At 63.4% G+C, this 14,991-nt stretch carries 16 protein-coding genes and 1 tRNA gene; 9 read left to right on the forward strand and 8 right to left on the reverse strand.

Annotation, left to right across the window (positions count from 1 at the left end; genetic code table 11):
- Positions 1-68 precede the first annotated feature (68 nt).
- On the reverse strand, positions 69-752 hold the full coding sequence (locus tag ACPFMJ_RS02640) for an orotate phosphoribosyltransferase (RefSeq protein ID WP_424362328.1): 684 nt from the start codon (positions 750-752) through the stop codon (positions 69-71).
- A gap of 231 nt (positions 753-983) precedes the next feature.
- Entirely contained in the window at positions 984-1,688 is a 705-nt protein-coding gene (locus ACPFMJ_RS02645; protein WP_424362329.1) for a glutathione S-transferase N-terminal domain-containing protein, read from the reverse strand.
- An 88-nt stretch (positions 1,689-1,776) separates the two neighbouring features.
- On the opposite strand from ACPFMJ_RS02645, the gene ACPFMJ_RS02650 reads away from it, so the two are divergent.
- The 6 genes from ACPFMJ_RS02650 (at position 1,777) to ACPFMJ_RS02675 (ending at position 6,955) form a co-directional block, all read left to right on the forward strand.
- Positions 1,777-2,724 (forward strand): hypothetical protein, encoded by a 948-nt coding sequence (locus ACPFMJ_RS02650; RefSeq protein ID WP_424362330.1) that lies wholly within the window; start codon positions 1,777-1,779, stop codon positions 2,722-2,724.
- Positions 2,721-3,845, forward strand: a complete 1,125-nt coding sequence (locus ACPFMJ_RS02655) for a GNAT family N-acetyltransferase (RefSeq protein WP_424362331.1) — start codon at positions 2,721-2,723, stop codon at positions 3,843-3,845. The genes ACPFMJ_RS02650 and ACPFMJ_RS02655 overlap by 4 nt, the downstream gene beginning before the upstream one ends.
- Positions 3,842-4,333, forward strand: a complete 492-nt coding sequence (locus ACPFMJ_RS02660; protein ID WP_424362332.1) for a DUF2165 family protein — start codon at positions 3,842-3,844, stop codon at positions 4,331-4,333. Before ACPFMJ_RS02655 ends, ACPFMJ_RS02660 begins: the two co-directional genes overlap by 4 nt.
- A gap of 40 nt (positions 4,334-4,373) precedes the next feature.
- A complete protein-coding gene (locus tag ACPFMJ_RS02665; RefSeq protein ID WP_424362333.1) occupies positions 4,374-5,273 on the forward strand; it encodes a patatin-like phospholipase family protein in 900 nt (299 codons plus the stop codon).
- An 82-nt stretch (positions 5,274-5,355) separates the two neighbouring features.
- On the forward strand, positions 5,356-5,739 hold the full coding sequence (locus ACPFMJ_RS02670) for a hypothetical protein (RefSeq protein WP_424362334.1): 384 nt from the start codon (positions 5,356-5,358) through the stop codon (positions 5,737-5,739).
- Between the two features lie 301 nt (positions 5,740-6,040).
- Entirely contained in the window at positions 6,041-6,955 is a 915-nt protein-coding gene (locus ACPFMJ_RS02675) for a pentapeptide repeat-containing protein (protein ID WP_424362335.1), read from the forward strand.
- Positions 6,956-7,015: 60 nt separating this feature from the next.
- Here ACPFMJ_RS02675 and ACPFMJ_RS02680 read toward each other — a convergent pair whose 3' ends face one another.
- From ACPFMJ_RS02680 to ACPFMJ_RS02690, 3 genes are all read right to left on the reverse strand, one after another.
- Positions 7,016-7,846, reverse strand: coding sequence for a hypothetical protein (locus ACPFMJ_RS02680; protein ID WP_424362336.1), 831 nt, complete (start codon positions 7,844-7,846; stop codon positions 7,016-7,018).
- Between the two features lie 68 nt (positions 7,847-7,914).
- Entirely contained in the window at positions 7,915-8,799 is an 885-nt protein-coding gene (locus tag ACPFMJ_RS02685; RefSeq protein WP_424362337.1) for a NosD domain-containing protein, read from the reverse strand.
- 141 nt (positions 8,800-8,940) lie between these two features.
- Positions 8,941-9,025: transfer RNA gene (locus tag ACPFMJ_RS02690), tRNA-Leu, on the reverse strand.
- A gap of 168 nt (positions 9,026-9,193) precedes the next feature.
- Here ACPFMJ_RS02690 and ACPFMJ_RS02695 point away from each other — a divergent pair.
- Both ACPFMJ_RS02695 and ACPFMJ_RS02700 read left to right on the forward strand, forming a co-directional pair.
- Positions 9,194-9,772, forward strand: coding sequence for a YqaA family protein (locus ACPFMJ_RS02695; protein WP_424362338.1), 579 nt, complete (start codon positions 9,194-9,196; stop codon positions 9,770-9,772).
- Between the two features lie 16 nt (positions 9,773-9,788).
- Complete coding sequence (locus ACPFMJ_RS02700; RefSeq protein WP_424362339.1) at positions 9,789-10,277, forward strand: disulfide bond formation protein B; 489 nt, start codon at positions 9,789-9,791, stop codon at positions 10,275-10,277.
- On the opposite strand, the gene ACPFMJ_RS02705 is transcribed toward ACPFMJ_RS02700, so the two are convergent.
- The 3 genes from ACPFMJ_RS02705 to rlmN form a co-directional block, all read right to left on the reverse strand.
- Entirely contained in the window at positions 10,267-10,899 is a 633-nt protein-coding gene (locus tag ACPFMJ_RS02705) for an SGNH/GDSL hydrolase family protein (protein WP_424362340.1), read from the reverse strand. The genes ACPFMJ_RS02700 and ACPFMJ_RS02705 overlap by 11 nt on opposite strands.
- A gap of 82 nt (positions 10,900-10,981) precedes the next feature.
- On the reverse strand, positions 10,982-12,748 hold the full coding sequence (locus ACPFMJ_RS02710; RefSeq protein WP_424362341.1) for a pilus assembly protein TadG-related protein: 1,767 nt from the start codon (positions 12,746-12,748) through the stop codon (positions 10,982-10,984).
- A 302-nt stretch (positions 12,749-13,050) separates the two neighbouring features.
- The gene (gene rlmN / locus ACPFMJ_RS02715) at positions 13,051-14,247 is read right to left on the reverse strand and encodes a 23S rRNA (adenine(2503)-C(2))-methyltransferase RlmN (RefSeq protein ID WP_424362342.1); all 1,197 of its coding nucleotides are present in this window, start codon (positions 14,245-14,247) and stop codon (positions 13,051-13,053) included.
- Positions 14,248-14,312: 65 nt separating this feature from the next.
- On the opposite strand from rlmN, the gene ACPFMJ_RS02720 reads away from it, so the two are divergent.
- Positions 14,313-14,972, forward strand: coding sequence for a methyltransferase family protein (locus ACPFMJ_RS02720; RefSeq protein ID WP_424362343.1), 660 nt, complete (start codon positions 14,313-14,315; stop codon positions 14,970-14,972).
- The last annotated feature ends 19 nt before the right edge of the window (positions 14,973-14,991 follow it).

The following is a 14,991-nucleotide window of genomic DNA, read 5'->3' on the forward strand; positions in this document are numbered from 1 at the left end:
GTCGCGGGATGACCGAACTCCCTCTTCGAAAGGATGCGCCTCTCTTTTCCCAAGATCAAACTTGGCGCTTACCCCTTCGGCTTGTCCGCCCCGCCATGCGCGGCCGACCAGGCGATCGGATCGGCGATAAAGGACTCGATCTCGTTCAGCGCCGTCTCGGGGAAGTATTTGTGCTCGCGGGCGACCGCCAGCACGTCGCGCCACGTTGCGAGATAGTGCAGCTTCACGCCGATCTTGGCCATGTCCTCACGGGCGCCGGCGAAGATGTCATAGAAGAAGAACACGAAGACATGGTCGCAGCTTTGGCCCGAATCGCGCAGCGCCTGCACGAAATCCTTCTTGGAGCCCCCGTCGGTCGCGAGGTCTTCGACCAGCAGCGCGCGGCCGTTCTCGTGCAGGTCGCCCTCGATTCGGGCGTTGCGGCCGAAGCCCTTGGGCTTCTTGCGCACATACTGCATCGGCAGCATCAGGCTGTCGGAAATCCACGCGGCGAAGGGAATGCCGGCCGTCTCGCCGCCCGCCACCACGTCGAGCGACTCATAGCCGATGTCGCGCTCGATCGTGCGCGTGGCGAAATCCGCCAGCCGCCGGCGAAGCCGCGGGTAGCTGATGATCTTGCGCATGTCGATATAGACCGGGGACGCCCAGCCCGCCGTGGTGATGAAAGGCTTCTCGGTGTTGACGAGCACCGCCTGCACTTCGATGAGGGCTTTGGCGGTTTCCTGAGCGAAGAACTGGCGGTCGTCGGACATTGGTGGGGAACTCTTTCGAATGCTTCCTGTTGAGCGGCGATCGGCGGGCTCGCTCTACCTCCCCTTCACGGGGAGGTCGGCGGTCGAAGACCGCCGGGTGGGGTTCTTTCCGAAATTGAACGGGACGGGGCTTGCCCCACCCGTCGCGCTCCGCGCGCCACCCTCCCCGTAAAGGGGAGGGATCGAACCCCTCGATCCCTGATCATCCTGCTTTATCCGGACGCCTATACCCTATTTCGCCGCCGGGCGCGCGGCCGTCTGTCCGAAGAGGATTTCCCGCTCCAGCGCCGTGAAATCCGGCCCCCGCCGCCCATAGGGGGCGCCGGCGGCGTAGGCGCGGCTCACGGCCGGGCGGGCCTTGATCGATTCGAACCAGCGCTTGAGATGCGGGAAGTCGTCGAGGTCCTGGCCCTGGTCCTCATGCGGCACGATCCAGGGATAGCAGGCGATGTCGGCGATCGAGTAGTCGCCGGCGATGAAGGGCGACTTCGCAAGCTCGCGGTCCAGCACGCCATAGAGGCGGCCCGTTTCCTTGCGGTAGCGGTCTATGGCGTAGGGGATCGGGGCGGGGGCGTATTTGCCGAAATGGTGATTCTGGCCGGCCATGGGGCCAAGGCCGCCCACCTGCCAGAACAGCCATTGCAGCACCCGCATGCGCTCGCGCAGCTCGGTCGGCAGGAGGCGGCCGGTCTTCTCCGCGAGATAGAGCAGGATGGCGCCCGATTCGAAGATGGCTACCTCCGCGCCGCCATCCGCCGGCGCGCGGTCGATGATGGCGGGCATGCGGTTGTTGGGGGAGATCGCAAGAAATTCCGGCTTGAACTGATCGCCCTTGCCGATATCGACCGGCTTGATTCGATAGGCCAGCCCCGTCTCCTCGAGGAAAATCGTGATTTTGTGGCCGTTCGGGGTCGGCCAGTAGTAGAGATCGATCATTCAAGACTCCTTACGGCCGTCTACCCTTTGTTTCACATTCTGGCGTAGCCTTGTCGATGGCTCGCAAATGGGTTTTGGCGTTATTCTTATGAAAAAATCGTCAGTTACAGAATGGCGTCCTGACCAGATCCGCAATTTCGGACGAGAGCCGCTGCTGCTGACGCACCGCCTCGCCGACAGTCCGCTTTTTTCCGACGCCGCGCTGGAGCGCCTGATCGAGGCGACGCCGCGCGCGCATTTCCACGTCAACACCATCGCCCGCGACGAGACCGATCCGCGCAAATGGCGCGAGGGCGACATGTCCGGGCTTTCGGGCCGCGAGGTAATGTCTGCGGTCGCCAAGGGCAATATCTGGGTTCATCTCCAGCGCGTGCATGAGGCCTTCGACGACTATCGGGAGCTTCTAGAGAGGCTCTTCGGCGACATCGAGCGCCACGTTCCGGGCTTCCACAGTTACAAACGCTCGATGAGCGTCCTGATTTCCTCTCCCAACATGAACGTCGCGCTGCATGCCGACGTTCCGGGCCAGAGCCTCTGGCAGGTGAGGGGCCGCAAGCGCGTCTGGGTCTACCCGGCCGAGCCCCCTTATCTGCCGCAGGAGAAGATCGAGAACATCGTGCTCCAGCGCGGGGCCGACACCGATCTGCCCTACGATCCTTCATATGAGGCGGCGGGCGAAAGTTTCGAACTGGAGGCCGGCGATTGGGCGACATGGCCGCTCAACTGCCCGCACCGGGTGAGAAACGAAGACTGCGTGAACGTCTCCTTCACGACGGAGCATTGGACGAACGAGCTCCGCGCCCACTACGCCGTGAACTATGCCAATGGACTGTTGCGTCCTTACGTCGGTGGGCGCGATCTCTCGCGAGAGACGAGCGGGCCCGTTTTCTGGGGCAAGTTTGCGCTCGCCGCCGCGCACAAGGGCTGGCGCAGGCTCGCCCACCAGACGCGCGCGCCGATGACCGTCGATTTCCGCGTCGACCCGCAGGCCGCTCAGGGCTTCAGCGACGTCGCGCCTTACCAGATCATGAAATGACCGCCCCTTCTCACATCACAACGGAACGCGTCGAGACGCTCGAAGGCGTGGACGCGCTCGCCGCCGAATGGACGGCGCTGGAAAACGCGACTCCGGAAGCGACCGGTTTCCAAAGCTTCGCCTGGTGTCGGACATGGCTGGCCGTCGCCGGCGACCGCGCGCAGGCGCGCGTGCTCTGCGTGCGCGATGAAGGCCGGCTCGCCATGCTGCTGCCGTTGCAGGTCGAGCGGCGCCTCGGCGTCGTGATCGCCCGCTGGATCGGCGAGTCGATGACGCAATATGGCGACGCGCTGGCGCTGCCCGGAGAAAAGCGCGCGCAATGGATCGCAGCCGCGCAGGCGAAAATGGCGCGGTGGGACGACGTCGATCTTTTTGCGCTGACGCGGCTGCGCGCCGGCGGCGTCATGTCCGACGGGACCGTGGCGGGGGAGCCGTTTTCGGCCCCCTATGTCGATCTGCGCGCCTCCAAGCCGAAGCGCCACAAGAGCATCGAGCGCCGCGTCAAGCGGCTTGAGGCCCATGGCGCGATCCTTCTGGAGGAGGCCGAGTCGCCGGCCAAACGCGAAAGCGTCACCCGCCACGCGCTTGCGCTGAAGCGCGCCTGGCTCGGCGGCAAGGGCGCCTATAGCGCGGGTCTGTCCAATCCGATTTCCGAGGACTTCCTTGCGGCGCTGGCGCGCGAGGGGTTCCTGCGCGCCAACATTCTTCGCGTCGGCGGCGAGATCGGCGCGATCGATCTCGGCTTTGTCGGCGGCGGCGCCTATCGCTCTCTGCTTGGTTGCTATGACGATCGCTTCGCCGAGGGTTCGCCGGGGCAGGCGCTCACGGGCCGTCTCATCGCGCGCTGTGCGGAGGAGGGGCTGTCGGCCTACGACATGCTGCTCCCGGCCGACGCCTATAAGAGCGCCTGGGCCACGGGCGAGACGCGGATCGAAGCGCGCTTCCTGCCGACGAGCCTGAAAGGCCACGCCGCCGCTTTCGTCTTCGCGGAGCTGCGTCCGCTCGCAAAGCGCATGGTGCGCGCAGCGGGACCGTCGTGCGCCCGGCTCATGAGCGCGTTTTCTTTCTCGCGCAGACCGGCTAGCCTGTCGCCGTCGAGACGAGAGGAAACGGCGACATGACGGTGCGGCTGGCCAAGATAGCGATCGCCTTTTCGGCCGGCTTTCTCATTCTGCTCGTCGCGCTCGGCAATGTGCTCGATTACGCCACGAATCTCGACGTGGTGCAGCACATCCTCTCGATGGACATGATCCCGCCGAGCCCGCTCAAATGGCGCTCGATCACGAGCCCGGCGGTTCACCAGCTCTTCTACCTCTTCATCATCGCGACGGAGTTTGTCTCGGCCGCGCTGACGCTCTACGGGACGTGGGTCTTGTGGCAGGCGCGGGCAGGGGGCGCCGCCGCCTTCAACGCAGCGAAAAGCACGGCGATCGCCGGGCTAACCGTGGGCTTCCTGCTCTACCTTCTCGGCTTCATGGCCGTGGGCGGCGAGTGGTTCCAGATGTGGCGCGCGGGCGTCTACAACATGCAGGAGCCGGCCTTCCGATTCATCGGCAGCGTCGGGATCGCGATGATCTTCATCGCGCTTGCGGATGTGGACCTGATCTAGGATCGCCCTAGCTCTCCGTTGAATGGCTGGAGGCAGGGTCATGAGCGCGAGCAAAAGGGCCTTTGTCCTTGCCGGCGGCGGCAGTCTTGGCTGCATCCAGGTCGGCATGTTGCGGGCGCTGCTCGCGGCGGGCGTCGAGCCCGACTTTCTCGTCGGCTCCTCGGTCGGCGCGCTGAACGCCTGCTATTTCGCCGCATATCCCGACGTCGACGGCGTCGAGAGGCTTGCGGAGATCTGGGCCTCGGTGCGGCGAAGGGACATCTTTCCGGTCACGCTCGGGACGATCCTCGCAATTCTGAAACGCGAAGATTCCCTCATCGACTCCGCGCCGCTCAGGCGCATGATCGAGAAGGCTTTGCCTTACAAATTTCTGGAAGAAGCGAAGCTGCCCGTCCATCTCGTCGCGACCGACCTGCAGGGCATCGCCGTCACGATCTCGCGCGGGGCCGCGGTCGACGCCATTCTGGCGAGCGCGGCGGTGCCGGGCGTCTTTCCGGCCGTCGAAATCGACGGCGCGACGCTCATGGACGGCGCGGTCGCCGCGAACACGCCCGTTTCCATCGCGGTGGGGCTCGGCGCCACGGAGGTCTTCATCCTCCCGACCGGCTACGCGTGCGATCTTCAAGAGCCGCCTTCCGGCGCCGTCGCCCGCGCGCTGCACGCCGTCACGCTGCTGATCGCATGGCAACTCTCCCGCGATCTCGAACGCCTGCCGCGCGACGTCGCGGTCCACATGGCGCCCGCGCTCTGTCCGCTGGACGTTTCGCCATACGATTTTACGCAGTCCGAATATCTCATCGAGCGCGCGGCGCTTTCTACGCGGAAGTGGCTGGACGATGGAGGGGCGACGCAACGCGCGTCCTCGGCGCAGCTCGCGCCGCATCGTCATGCACGCCACGCCCCGGCGCACCGGATCCTCCCCCGTTCTTCCAATGCTTAGCGATATTCCAAGAATTCCCGCCCGGCGGCTTTGGAGTTGCGCAAGAGGAGTGTTTTATAAAAGGCTGGAGTTGGAGACAGTCATGCTCGCGCGCGAAACATCCTGTGCCCGCCTGTTCATCCTTGCGCTCGGCGCCAGCCTCGTTCTCGGCGCCCCGCCGGCCGTCGCCGGGGGGCGGACGCACTTCGTGCGGGCGAACGGCCCGACCCGCGAAGGGCCCTGGCTCCAAGAGGGCTGGGCGCGGGAAGACTGGTCGCGCTCGCCAGTGCGTGATTGGGACTTCTCGGCGCCATGGGATTTCGACCCCGTGACCCTCTATCCCTCGACCAACGAGTGGTACCCCTGGGGTTACACGACGCCCTTCGTGCGCGTCGGGCGCCACTGCGTGTCGAGCGAGCTGAATGGCTCTCCTGGCGGCGCTGTGATTCGCTACCAGCGGGTCCGGCCCTCCTATTATTGCCGCTGAGAGAACGGCGCCGTCTGGAAACAGGCGGGCAAAAACTCAGCCATATGGCCGCGACGCGGGTGAGCTAGAACCATCTCGTCCGTCGCCGGTTTCCCCAAGCCTATTCGAGCGACGGGCGTCGAGACCCTCGGTCCGGCGCGCCAGGCGCCTGGCCGGGGGTCGCCCCTTCGCACCCTTCCCCAGACCGACGCTCACGATAGGTTGTTGACGGCCGCCAAAGTTCGACGGCCCCGCTCGTCTGCGCCTTTAGTCCGCCCTCTCTTTGCGTTAATGATTTGTTAATGAATAGGGGCGGCCGGTAATGGGTTCGATCTTTCCGCAGGACTGGAGCGGCGACATTGCGCGCCTGAACCCTTGGCTCGCCCCCTATCTGGAGCAGCTCGAGCCGGTTTTCGCTTCGCCCATGCCCGCCCGCACATTTGCGGTCGACTGCGCCCGGGCCGAGGCCGCGCGCCGTCGCATGGCGAGCCGCAGCGGCTGGAACGCCTGGGCGACGACCATGCTGGCCGTTCTGCCGCACATTGCGGACAACGCCCGGCTCCGCCGGCTTTGGGACTATGCCGCCACGGTGGAGCTCAACGCCGGCGACCCGCTCGATATCGTCGGGTTCATTATGCCCGGCGCGTGCCGCCTCGCAGATGCGACCCTCCCGGATTATTTCTGCGCCGCCCATGCCGATTTTCACGGGGCCTTCGACGCGCGCAACGCCGTCTTTCTGCGTGAGGCGACGTTTGAATGCGCGACCTTCCATCGCGAGGTTGCGTTCGACAACGCCGTCTTCGAGGACGCCGGGCAGTTTCGCCAGGCGCGATTCCTCGGGCCGACTTCCTTCCGGGGCGTGGATTTCCAAAAAGAGGCGTGGTTCCGGCGCGCGGCCTTCAGCGGGCCTTTCGACGCGACGCGGGCTTCTTTCGCCAGCGACGCCGGGTTCGGCGAGTGCCGTTTTCACGAGACCGCAGACTTTTCCGAGGCTTCCTTCAAGGACAACGCCGGCTTCGACAACGCCGTCTTCGAAGAGCCGGCGCGTTTCTGCGACGCGCGCTTCTCCCGCAACGCCTGGTTCCAGGGCGCTCAAATGGACGCCGCCACGACCTTTGACCGCGCCCGCTTCGCGGCCCGCATCAATTTCGAGGGGGTGGGGGTGATGGACCCGCAACCGTCTCCGGTCGCACAGATGATCGCGACGATCGAAACGCGATGGCGGGCGTTGGGGTGAAAGTAGGAGAGACCCGTCAGCGAAGGCGCAAGCGCATCGCCCTCCGCGAGACGAGCGCCTTCACTGCGTGTTGACGCGCGTCACCGCGGCGGGATCGAAGATGTCTTTGCCGTTACCAATAATCGAATTGTCTCCATAAGAAGACATCGTAGTCCAATTTTGGACGCCGACGGCGCTGTTGGTGATCGTGCATCTCCTGAGGACAACTGGCGTGCTCTTGTCCCTCAATTGACTCCCAATTTCAATGCCTGCTCTGGTTGAGCCCGTAATCGTCACGTCGGTGAGTAGCGACGTCGATGAATATACGGCTATTCCAATGATGCTATTCGAAATATTGACGCGCGAAATCTCCCCGGCGACAGTTCCTGCAGGGTCATTTCTTGAAAAATCAATTCCTGCGCGGACGTTGTCGATGGTTACATCCGAAACCTTCAAGTTGAGATTTCTGGCGGTGCTGACAAGGTTCGACGTAGCGATGCCAATACGTATGTTTTTGATCGTACAACGCAGAATAACAAGCCGGCCGGCGGAAAGCGATCTGATTCCAATGGCGTCGGTGCCCATCCCATCGATGGTCAGCCCCTTCAAGAAGATCCCATCTGCCTGGCTTGCCATTATGTCGATTGCATTCGACGTGGACGTCGCCTGAATGCTGGCGACGCCGGCGCCGTCATTGACGATGCTGACCGATTGCGTGATCGTGAAGGGCGCGAAGCCGGCGGCGTCGCGAATGTCAATCTCGCCGCCCGGCGCGACGAGGCCATTGTCGAGGACATATTTGATCTGGCGGCAGGGCGCGGCGAGCGCCCCGCAGCTCGGCGCGTCGACGCCTTGCCCAGAAACCCAGACGCGCGTCAGCGCCGCCTGCGCAGGCAGGGACTGGATCGACAAAGTCAGCGCGAAAAGCGCGAAAAAGATGCGACGCATGGATGCGGCTCCCGAATTCCGTGATCGCCTTGTCACTGCGGCGTGACGCGCGTGACCGATGCTGGGTTGAGGATGTCCGAGCTGATGTTTCCGTTGATGGCGTTGTCGCCGTAGGAAAAGACCTTGAACTCGTTGTCTACGCCAATCTCGTTGTTCGTGATGCTGCATTTCGTCAGCGTCACGGTCGCCGGCTTGGTTCCATTGCTGATGAACAGACCCGCGGTACGCGCTTCGCTGATCGACACATCCGTCAGGAGGGCCTTGGCGCCGGCGAGGAAGAAGATTCCCAAGTCGCTATCCGAAATCGCGACATGCGAGATTTCACCGGCGACAAAAGCGGTCCCGTTCGAAGACACGAAAATGCCGTTGGTCGTTTTATGGATGAGGCTGTCGCGAATGCTGAAGTTCAGCTGCGAAGACGCAACGCCAAATGACAGAACGATGCCGTTGGTCACGTTCTTTATCGTAAAGTCCGAAATCACGATTCTCGCCGCGGACAGGATTTCCAAGCCGTTCTTGCCGGCGCCCACGCCGTCGATCGTCAGCCCCTTCAACAGGACCCCGTCCGAGGCCGCAGCGGCGACCTTCACGGCGCTCCCGCCCGGCGCGGCCTGAATGCTGGCGACGCCGGCGCCGTCATTGACGATGCTGACCGCTTGCGCGATCGTGAAGGGCGCAAATCCGGCGGAATTGCGGATATCGATCTCTCCGCCCGGCGCGACGATGGCGTTGTCGAGAGCATATTTGATCTGGCGGCAGGGCGCGCTCAAAGGCCCGCAGGTCGGCGCGTCGACGCCTTGCGCGGAAACCCATACCCGAGTGAGCGCGGCCTGCGCCGTCGGCGGCAAGAGCAAAAGAAATGCGGCAACCAGAAATGATGATCGAAACATGTTCGCCCCCATGCGCTTATCGCGCAATGGGGCATCCTAGCATCAATGCCAAGTTTTAGGATAGCGGTGCGAGGTCGGAGGGAGGGCTTTGAGCGCGCCAGGACGCCCCGAGACCCGAAAGTCCTACCTTCGAGCGGCACGAGGATCGGTGTAGCTGATGATGGGATTTGGTGCCCCTGGCCGGAGTCGAACCAGCACTCCTTGCGGAACTCGATTTTGAGTCGAGCGCGTCTACCAATTCCGCCACAGGGGCTCTCCCGGCGGGCGAGTCGGCCTGCCTGCGAGCGGGGCGGATATTAGCGGGGCGGGGGACCTCGTCAACCCGGCGGCCGCCTTCTTTAGGTTAATCTTTTCGTGGTAACGGGCTACAAAGCGGCCAACTCTCGGCTCGCCCGACCGGCCCGACCTTCGACGAGGCAAAATGAAGAAGCTTTACGACTGGACCATGTCGCTCGCCTCCAGCAAGCACGCGCCCTTCGCGCTGGGCGCGATCGCCTTTGCGGAAAGCTCCTTCTTCCCGGTGCCGCCGGACGTGATCCTCGTGCCGATGACGCTCGCCGAGCCCAAGAAGGCCTGGTATTTCGCCGCGATCTGCACCATCGCCTCGGTCGCGGGCGGCGCGCTCGGCTATGCGTTCGGCGCGCTGTTCTACGACACGATCGGCCTGTGGCTCATCAATCTCTACGGCTATGCCGAGAAGATGGACGCGCTGCGCGCCTTCTACGCCCAGTGGGGCGCGCTCTTTATTCTGGTGAAGGGCTTTACGCCCATCCCCTACAAGCTCGTGACCATCGTCTCGGGCCTGCTGGCCTATAATTTCCCGCTCTTCATCGCGCTCTCCTTTATCACGCGCGGCGCCCGCTTCTTCCTGCTCGCGGCGGCGATCAACCATTTCGGCGACTCGATCCGCGTGAAGCTCGAACAGCATTTCGGCCTCTTCATCGGCTCGCTGGGCGTGGTGGTGGTCGCCGGCTTCGCGCTCGCCGCGAAGATGTTCTAAAGGCCCGGCTTCTCAAATGCCCGGTAGACCGCAAGCGCTCGCCGCCCTCATCTTCGCCGCCGCGCTCACGGCGATCGGCGGCGCATGGGCCTATGAATCGCTCGGCTATCTGCCTTGCGAGCTCTGCTACAAGGAGCGCGTTCCCTATTACGCCGCCTTCGCCCTCGCGCCGCTCGCCGGCTTTGCGGCGCGGACGGGCAGGGGCGCGCTGGCGCGCGGCGCTTTCCTGCTCATGGCGCTGCTTTTCGCGGGCAATGCGGCGCTCTCCGTCTATCACTCTCTCGTCGAATGGAAGCTCGTCGCCGGCCCGTCCGACTGCTCCGGCGCGCTGTCGACCGCCGGCTCGATGGACGACTTCATGAAGCAGCTCAAGACCGTGAAGGTCGTGCGCTGCGACGAACCGACGCTCTGGGTGCTGGGCCTGACGCTGGCGAACTGGAATGTCGCGGTCGCGGCGGCGCTGACGTGGGTGGCGACGTTGGGCGCGCGCGGCGTCAGCCGATAATCCGCGCCACCGGCGCCTCGGACCAGTCGCCCATCGCCGCGCGGACGATCGCCCTCGCGATTTTCGCGCCGCCGATGGAAGAGGGCTCGATCGGATTGGCGTAATCGGCGGGCGCGTTGCAGACGGAGCGCAGGTCGACGATCGTCAGCCCATGTTCGAGGCCCAGCCGGATGATCGCGTCGTTGAAGGGCGCGAGGGCGACATTGACGACGCGCTGATAGGCGGGGTCGGGGAAATTCCCCGAATAGATCGTGCAGATGACCATGTGCCGGTCGATCTGCAGGCAGGGGTGGAGCATGTCGTGATAGGCGGCCTCGAAGCCGCGCGCCGCCTCGCCGATGAGATCGATGGCTTCCGCGCCGGTCGTCACCGCCCGCTCCAGCAATTCCGCGTGGCGCAAGACGTCATTGCCGCCGATGGACAGCACGAGCCGCTCGGCGTCGCGCGGGACTTTCGGAAGCTGCGCCCCAACGTCCATGATCGACGCGCCGTCCACCGCGCAGAGCGTCGCGCGCCAGCCGACCGGAATCCGCTTCCTCACCTGCGCGATGACCGCCGGCCCGGCGCCCGTATAGGCGCCGTTGTCGAAGATGGAATCGCCGAGGAGGACGAGATGGGCCATCTAAAACCGCGCCGCCAGATGAAAGCCCCGAGTAGGAGCATCCATATGGCGCGCGCGGCCAGGGATTGAAGGGAATGGGAGGCTATTCGGCGAGCCGGACGCTGCCGCCCTGCGTGATATCGGTCACGCCGCAGGTGCCGTCGGTCGTCATGCGGACGTTGCCGCCCACATCGATCGCGCCTGCGATGACTTGCGCGCAGCTCGCGTTCACGGTGCCTCTCATATAGACGAGGCTGCCCCCGTTCGATGTGTTCGGAGCATAGATGGCTCCCTGAAGTATGCCGTTGCCACCAAAGCTGACCGTGATGGGGTTGGGGCTGACAAGCGCCAATCCCTTATTGTTGGCGCCGCCCATGTTCGCAGTAGGCGCGGTGATGGAGAGTGAGGAATTGCCAAGGTTCGCGCCGCCGATAACGACCAGGGTGGCGTTCGTTGCGGTCACTGACCCGGTGAGGTTGTTGACGTAGAAGACGCCATTGCTGAGCGTTCCGCCGCTGAGCGTATTGATATAGAAGGTGCCGTTACTGAGCACTGTATTGGCGCCACTTACCGTATTTGCATAGAATGTGCCGTTGTTGAGCGTTCCACCACTCACCGTATTTAGATAGGAAACCCCATTACTGGCGTTGTTGATTGTTCCGCCGCTCATTGAAGCTGCGTAAAACGTGCCGTTGCTGAGCGTTCCGCCGCCGAGATTGTTGATGTAAAACGTGCCGGCGCTGAGCGCGCCGCCGTTGACCGTATCTGCATAGGAAACGCCGTTGCTGGCGTTGCTGAACGATCCACCGTTTACTGTCAATACGTAAAATGAACCAGCACTAAGCGTCCCGCCTGCATTTAGCGCATTAATGTAGTGGGTCCCGGTGTTAATTGTTCCAGTGACTGTGCAGTATTTAAGTCCAGAACAGGCACCTGAGAGGCAGTCGGGAGAATTACCGGTCTTTTTACCGCAGGTGGGCTTGTTTGTGTTCCAATTTGTATTCCAAGTGGAATTATTATTCACCATATTCGTCTTCCAATTGGAATTCGAATTTACCCAATTTGTGTTCCACGTCGTTCGACTTGTCGCCCACGTCGCACTCGTGCCCATGACCCAGGTTTTCTGCCCGTTTTCTTCGTAGGGATCAGGGACGGGACTGCCTGTGTTTTCGGTATATCCTTCGGGATAATCGAAATTATTGCCGTTCTTGTTCATCGCGCCGTTGACGGTGAAGGGGCCGGAAATCGTGCCCCCTCCCTTGATGTCGGTCGCCGGATTGCCGGCGGAGTTGTCGGCGATACCGCAATTTGGGTGGCCGAAATTGACGTTGCCATTCACTCTGATCGCGGCGCCCGTGGGATTCAGAGCCAGGACGCAGTATTTGGTCGGCGTGTGCCGCGCCACCGCTCGGGCGCCCACACTGAAAGAGCTCGTTCCAAATACATTGGCGAAGGTTCCTGAAACCGGTCTGGTGATGATCGCTTCGACCGCCGTCGCGTCCGAGCTGTATGGAAAGCCAGCCGTTACGGCGCCGGCGCAATAACCGGCGTTCAGCGCGGTGGCGTCGTTGCAATTGATCGTAACCGTCACGCCATTGACGCCATCGACAAAGCCTGGCGCGAAGCTCCCGGCGACCGCCTTGCCGTTCAGCATGACGTTCTGAGATTTTGTGAGAGCTAATTCACCGGAATAGGCCGCGGCGTCGGCGGCTGTTTGCATTTGCTGGCGCCAGAAATACGCATGACTAACGTCGATCGCCAATGCGGCCATTCCCATCATCGGGATCAGAAGAACCGCTACATAGGCGAGCGCAACGCCCTTTTCGTCGTTCCAAAGTCGGCGGAGGGGGCTAAATACTTGTTTTAACACGTCCCAACCCTTTCGGAGACAAATAGAATCCAATTACTTGACTTTAAACTACTACGAAAATTGTTTCGGTCAAAGGCGCGGGCTTAGCTCGCCTTTTTAAGCTTGGAATAAGCTCGGTCTTTGCCGGAAAATCCTTTGCCCAAGGGGAAAAAGACTTCTCAATGCGCAATAAATTCATGGCATTGGGGGCAGGCAACGCCCGACGCTGACGCTCTCCTTGGAAGCGTCGTGCGCGTGATCGCGGAAATGACGGGCCTTCCCGGCATGAGGAGGGCCATAGGCTCGGCGTGGTAGCGGCGTCGCTACTCGGCGGCGTCCTGCGCCGCGAGACGCGCCCTTGCGCGCAGCTTCTCCGTCTCGCTCTTCAACTGGCCACAGGCGGCGAGGATGTCGCGGCCGCGCGGGGTGCGGACGGGGCTGGCGTAGCCGGCGTTGAAGACGATGTCGGAGAAGCGCTCGATCGTCTCCCAGTCGGAGCACTCATATGGCGCGCCGGGCCAGGGATTGAAGGGAATGAGATTGATCTTTGCCGGCACGCCCTTGAGCAGCCGCACGAGCTCGCGCGCTTCGGCCGGGCTGTCGTTCACGCCCTTGAGCATCACATATTCGAAGGTGATGCGGCGGGCGTTGCTGGCGCCGGGATAGTCGCGGCAGGCCTGCAGCAGCTCCTTGATCGGATATTTCCTGTTGAGCGGCACCAACTCGTTGCGCAGATCGTCGCGCACCGCGTGCAGCGAGATGGCGAGCGCCGGGCCGCATTCCGCGCCGAGGCGCTCGATCTGCGGCACGACGCCGGAGGTCGAGACGGTGATGCGGCGCTTGGAGAGCGACAGCCCGTCGCCATCCGCCATGACCTCGATCGCGGCCATGACGTTCTCGATGTTGTAGAGCGGCTCGCCCATGCCCATGAAGACGATGTTCGAGACGGCGCGCACGCCTTCGCCGGAGGGAACGAGTCCGTCCGTCGGGCGCTCGCGGTCGGGAAAGTCGCCGAGGCGCTGGCGCGCGACGAGGAGCTGGCCGACGATCTCGGCCGTCGTCAGGTTACGGACCAGCTTCTGCGTGCCGGTGTGGCAGAAGCTGCAATTCAGCGTGCAGCCCACTTGAGACGAGACGCAGAGCGTCCCGCGGTCGCTTTCGGGAATATAGACGCACTCGACCTCGGCGCCCTTGTCCAGCGCATCGACCGGCGCGAGGCGCAGCAGCCATTTGCGCGTTCCGTCGACCGAAACCTGCTCCTCCACGATCTCCGGCAGGCGCAAGTCGAAAGCGCCGTCGAGCGTCGCGCGCAACGCCTTGGAGATGTTGAGCATCTCGCCGAAGTCCCGCGCGCCGCGGAAATAGACCCAGTGCCAGAGCTGCGAGACGCGCATGCGGATTTCGCGCTCGGGCAGGCCAAAGGCGCGCAAAGCGTCGCCCATCTCGGCGCGGGTCATCCCGGCGAGTGAAGGAACGGCGTTGCCTGAAGCCGCAGGCGCGGAGGAGAGCAGAGCGGTCATGGAAATCCCGGAATTGAAGCCATTTATATCACGTCTCGACGGGATTCCAGCGTCCGGGGGCAGGCATGAGCGCAAGGATCGTCAGGATTGCGTCGGTCGTGGCGTCCATCGCCGTCTTTCTCGGATTGGCGATCGTCGCCGGCGGCGGGCCCAGCCTGTTCTTTGCGAACCCGGCGCGCACGGCGCTCGCGGCCGTCACCGTCGGACTGGGAATAGCGTCTCTCTTTGTCGGAGGCAATCTGAGCCCCGGGGTTCGGGAGGATCGGGGCAATCGTTGGGTCATCCCGGTTTTTGCGGCGCTGGGATTCGCCGAAGTCTATGTGTCGGCCTGGGCGGATCGCGTCGGCCTCTGGCCTATTGACGGCGACGCGGTCCGATGGCTGGGCGTCGCTCTGCTTGTGGCGGGCGGCGCTCTCCGTCTTTACCCCGTGGCTGTTCTCGGAGATCGATTTAGTGGGCTCGTCGCGATCCAGCCGGGCCATCGGCTCGTGACGAGCGGAGTTTATGGCCTCATTCGCCACCCGAGCTATGCGGGCCTGCTTGCCAGCGCATTGGGCTGGGGGCTCGCCTTCAACTCGACGCCGGGCGTTTTGATCGGCCTTCTCAACATCTTCCCGGTCGTGGCCCGCATTCGTGCAGAAGAGGGCCTCCTGCTTGATCATTTCGGCTCCGAATACGCGAGATATCGCGCCCAAACTTGGCGGTTGATCCCGCATCTCTATTAGGGCAGGTTGGGGTCAGATC

Origin of the sequence: Methylocystis parvus (assembly GCF_049675845.1) — a bacterium.
Taxonomy (GTDB): Bacteria; Pseudomonadota; Alphaproteobacteria; order Rhizobiales; family Beijerinckiaceae; genus Methylocystis; species Methylocystis parvus_A.

Coding starts and splice junctions, on each gene's coding strand:
- rlmN (WP_424362342.1), bottom strand. CDS start 14,247: ATGACCGCTCTGCTCTCCTCCGCGCCTGCGGCTTCAGGCAACGCCGTT.
- ACPFMJ_RS02650 (WP_424362330.1), top strand. CDS start 1,777: ATGAAAAAATCGTCAGTTACAGAATGGCGTCCTGACCAGATCCGCAAT.
- ACPFMJ_RS02665 (WP_424362333.1), top strand. CDS start 4,374: ATGAGCGCGAGCAAAAGGGCCTTTGTCCTTGCCGGCGGCGGCAGTCTT.
- ACPFMJ_RS02695 (WP_424362338.1), top strand. CDS start 9,194: ATGAAGAAGCTTTACGACTGGACCATGTCGCTCGCCTCCAGCAAGCAC.
- ACPFMJ_RS02655 (WP_424362331.1), top strand. CDS start 2,721: ATGACCGCCCCTTCTCACATCACAACGGAACGCGTCGAGACGCTCGAA.
- ACPFMJ_RS02645 (WP_424362329.1), bottom strand. CDS start 1,688: ATGATCGATCTCTACTACTGGCCGACCCCGAACGGCCACAAAATCACG.
- ACPFMJ_RS02700 (WP_424362339.1), top strand. CDS start 9,789: ATGCCCGGTAGACCGCAAGCGCTCGCCGCCCTCATCTTCGCCGCCGCG.
- ACPFMJ_RS02670 (WP_424362334.1), top strand. CDS start 5,356: ATGCTCGCGCGCGAAACATCCTGTGCCCGCCTGTTCATCCTTGCGCTC.
- ACPFMJ_RS02660 (WP_424362332.1), top strand. CDS start 3,842: ATGACGGTGCGGCTGGCCAAGATAGCGATCGCCTTTTCGGCCGGCTTT.
- ACPFMJ_RS02705 (WP_424362340.1), bottom strand. CDS start 10,899: ATGGCCCATCTCGTCCTCCTCGGCGATTCCATCTTCGACAACGGCGCC.
- ACPFMJ_RS02720 (WP_424362343.1), top strand. CDS start 14,313: ATGAGCGCAAGGATCGTCAGGATTGCGTCGGTCGTGGCGTCCATCGCC.
- ACPFMJ_RS02675 (WP_424362335.1), top strand. CDS start 6,041: ATGGGTTCGATCTTTCCGCAGGACTGGAGCGGCGACATTGCGCGCCTG.
- ACPFMJ_RS02640 (WP_424362328.1), bottom strand. CDS start 752: ATGTCCGACGACCGCCAGTTCTTCGCTCAGGAAACCGCCAAAGCCCTC.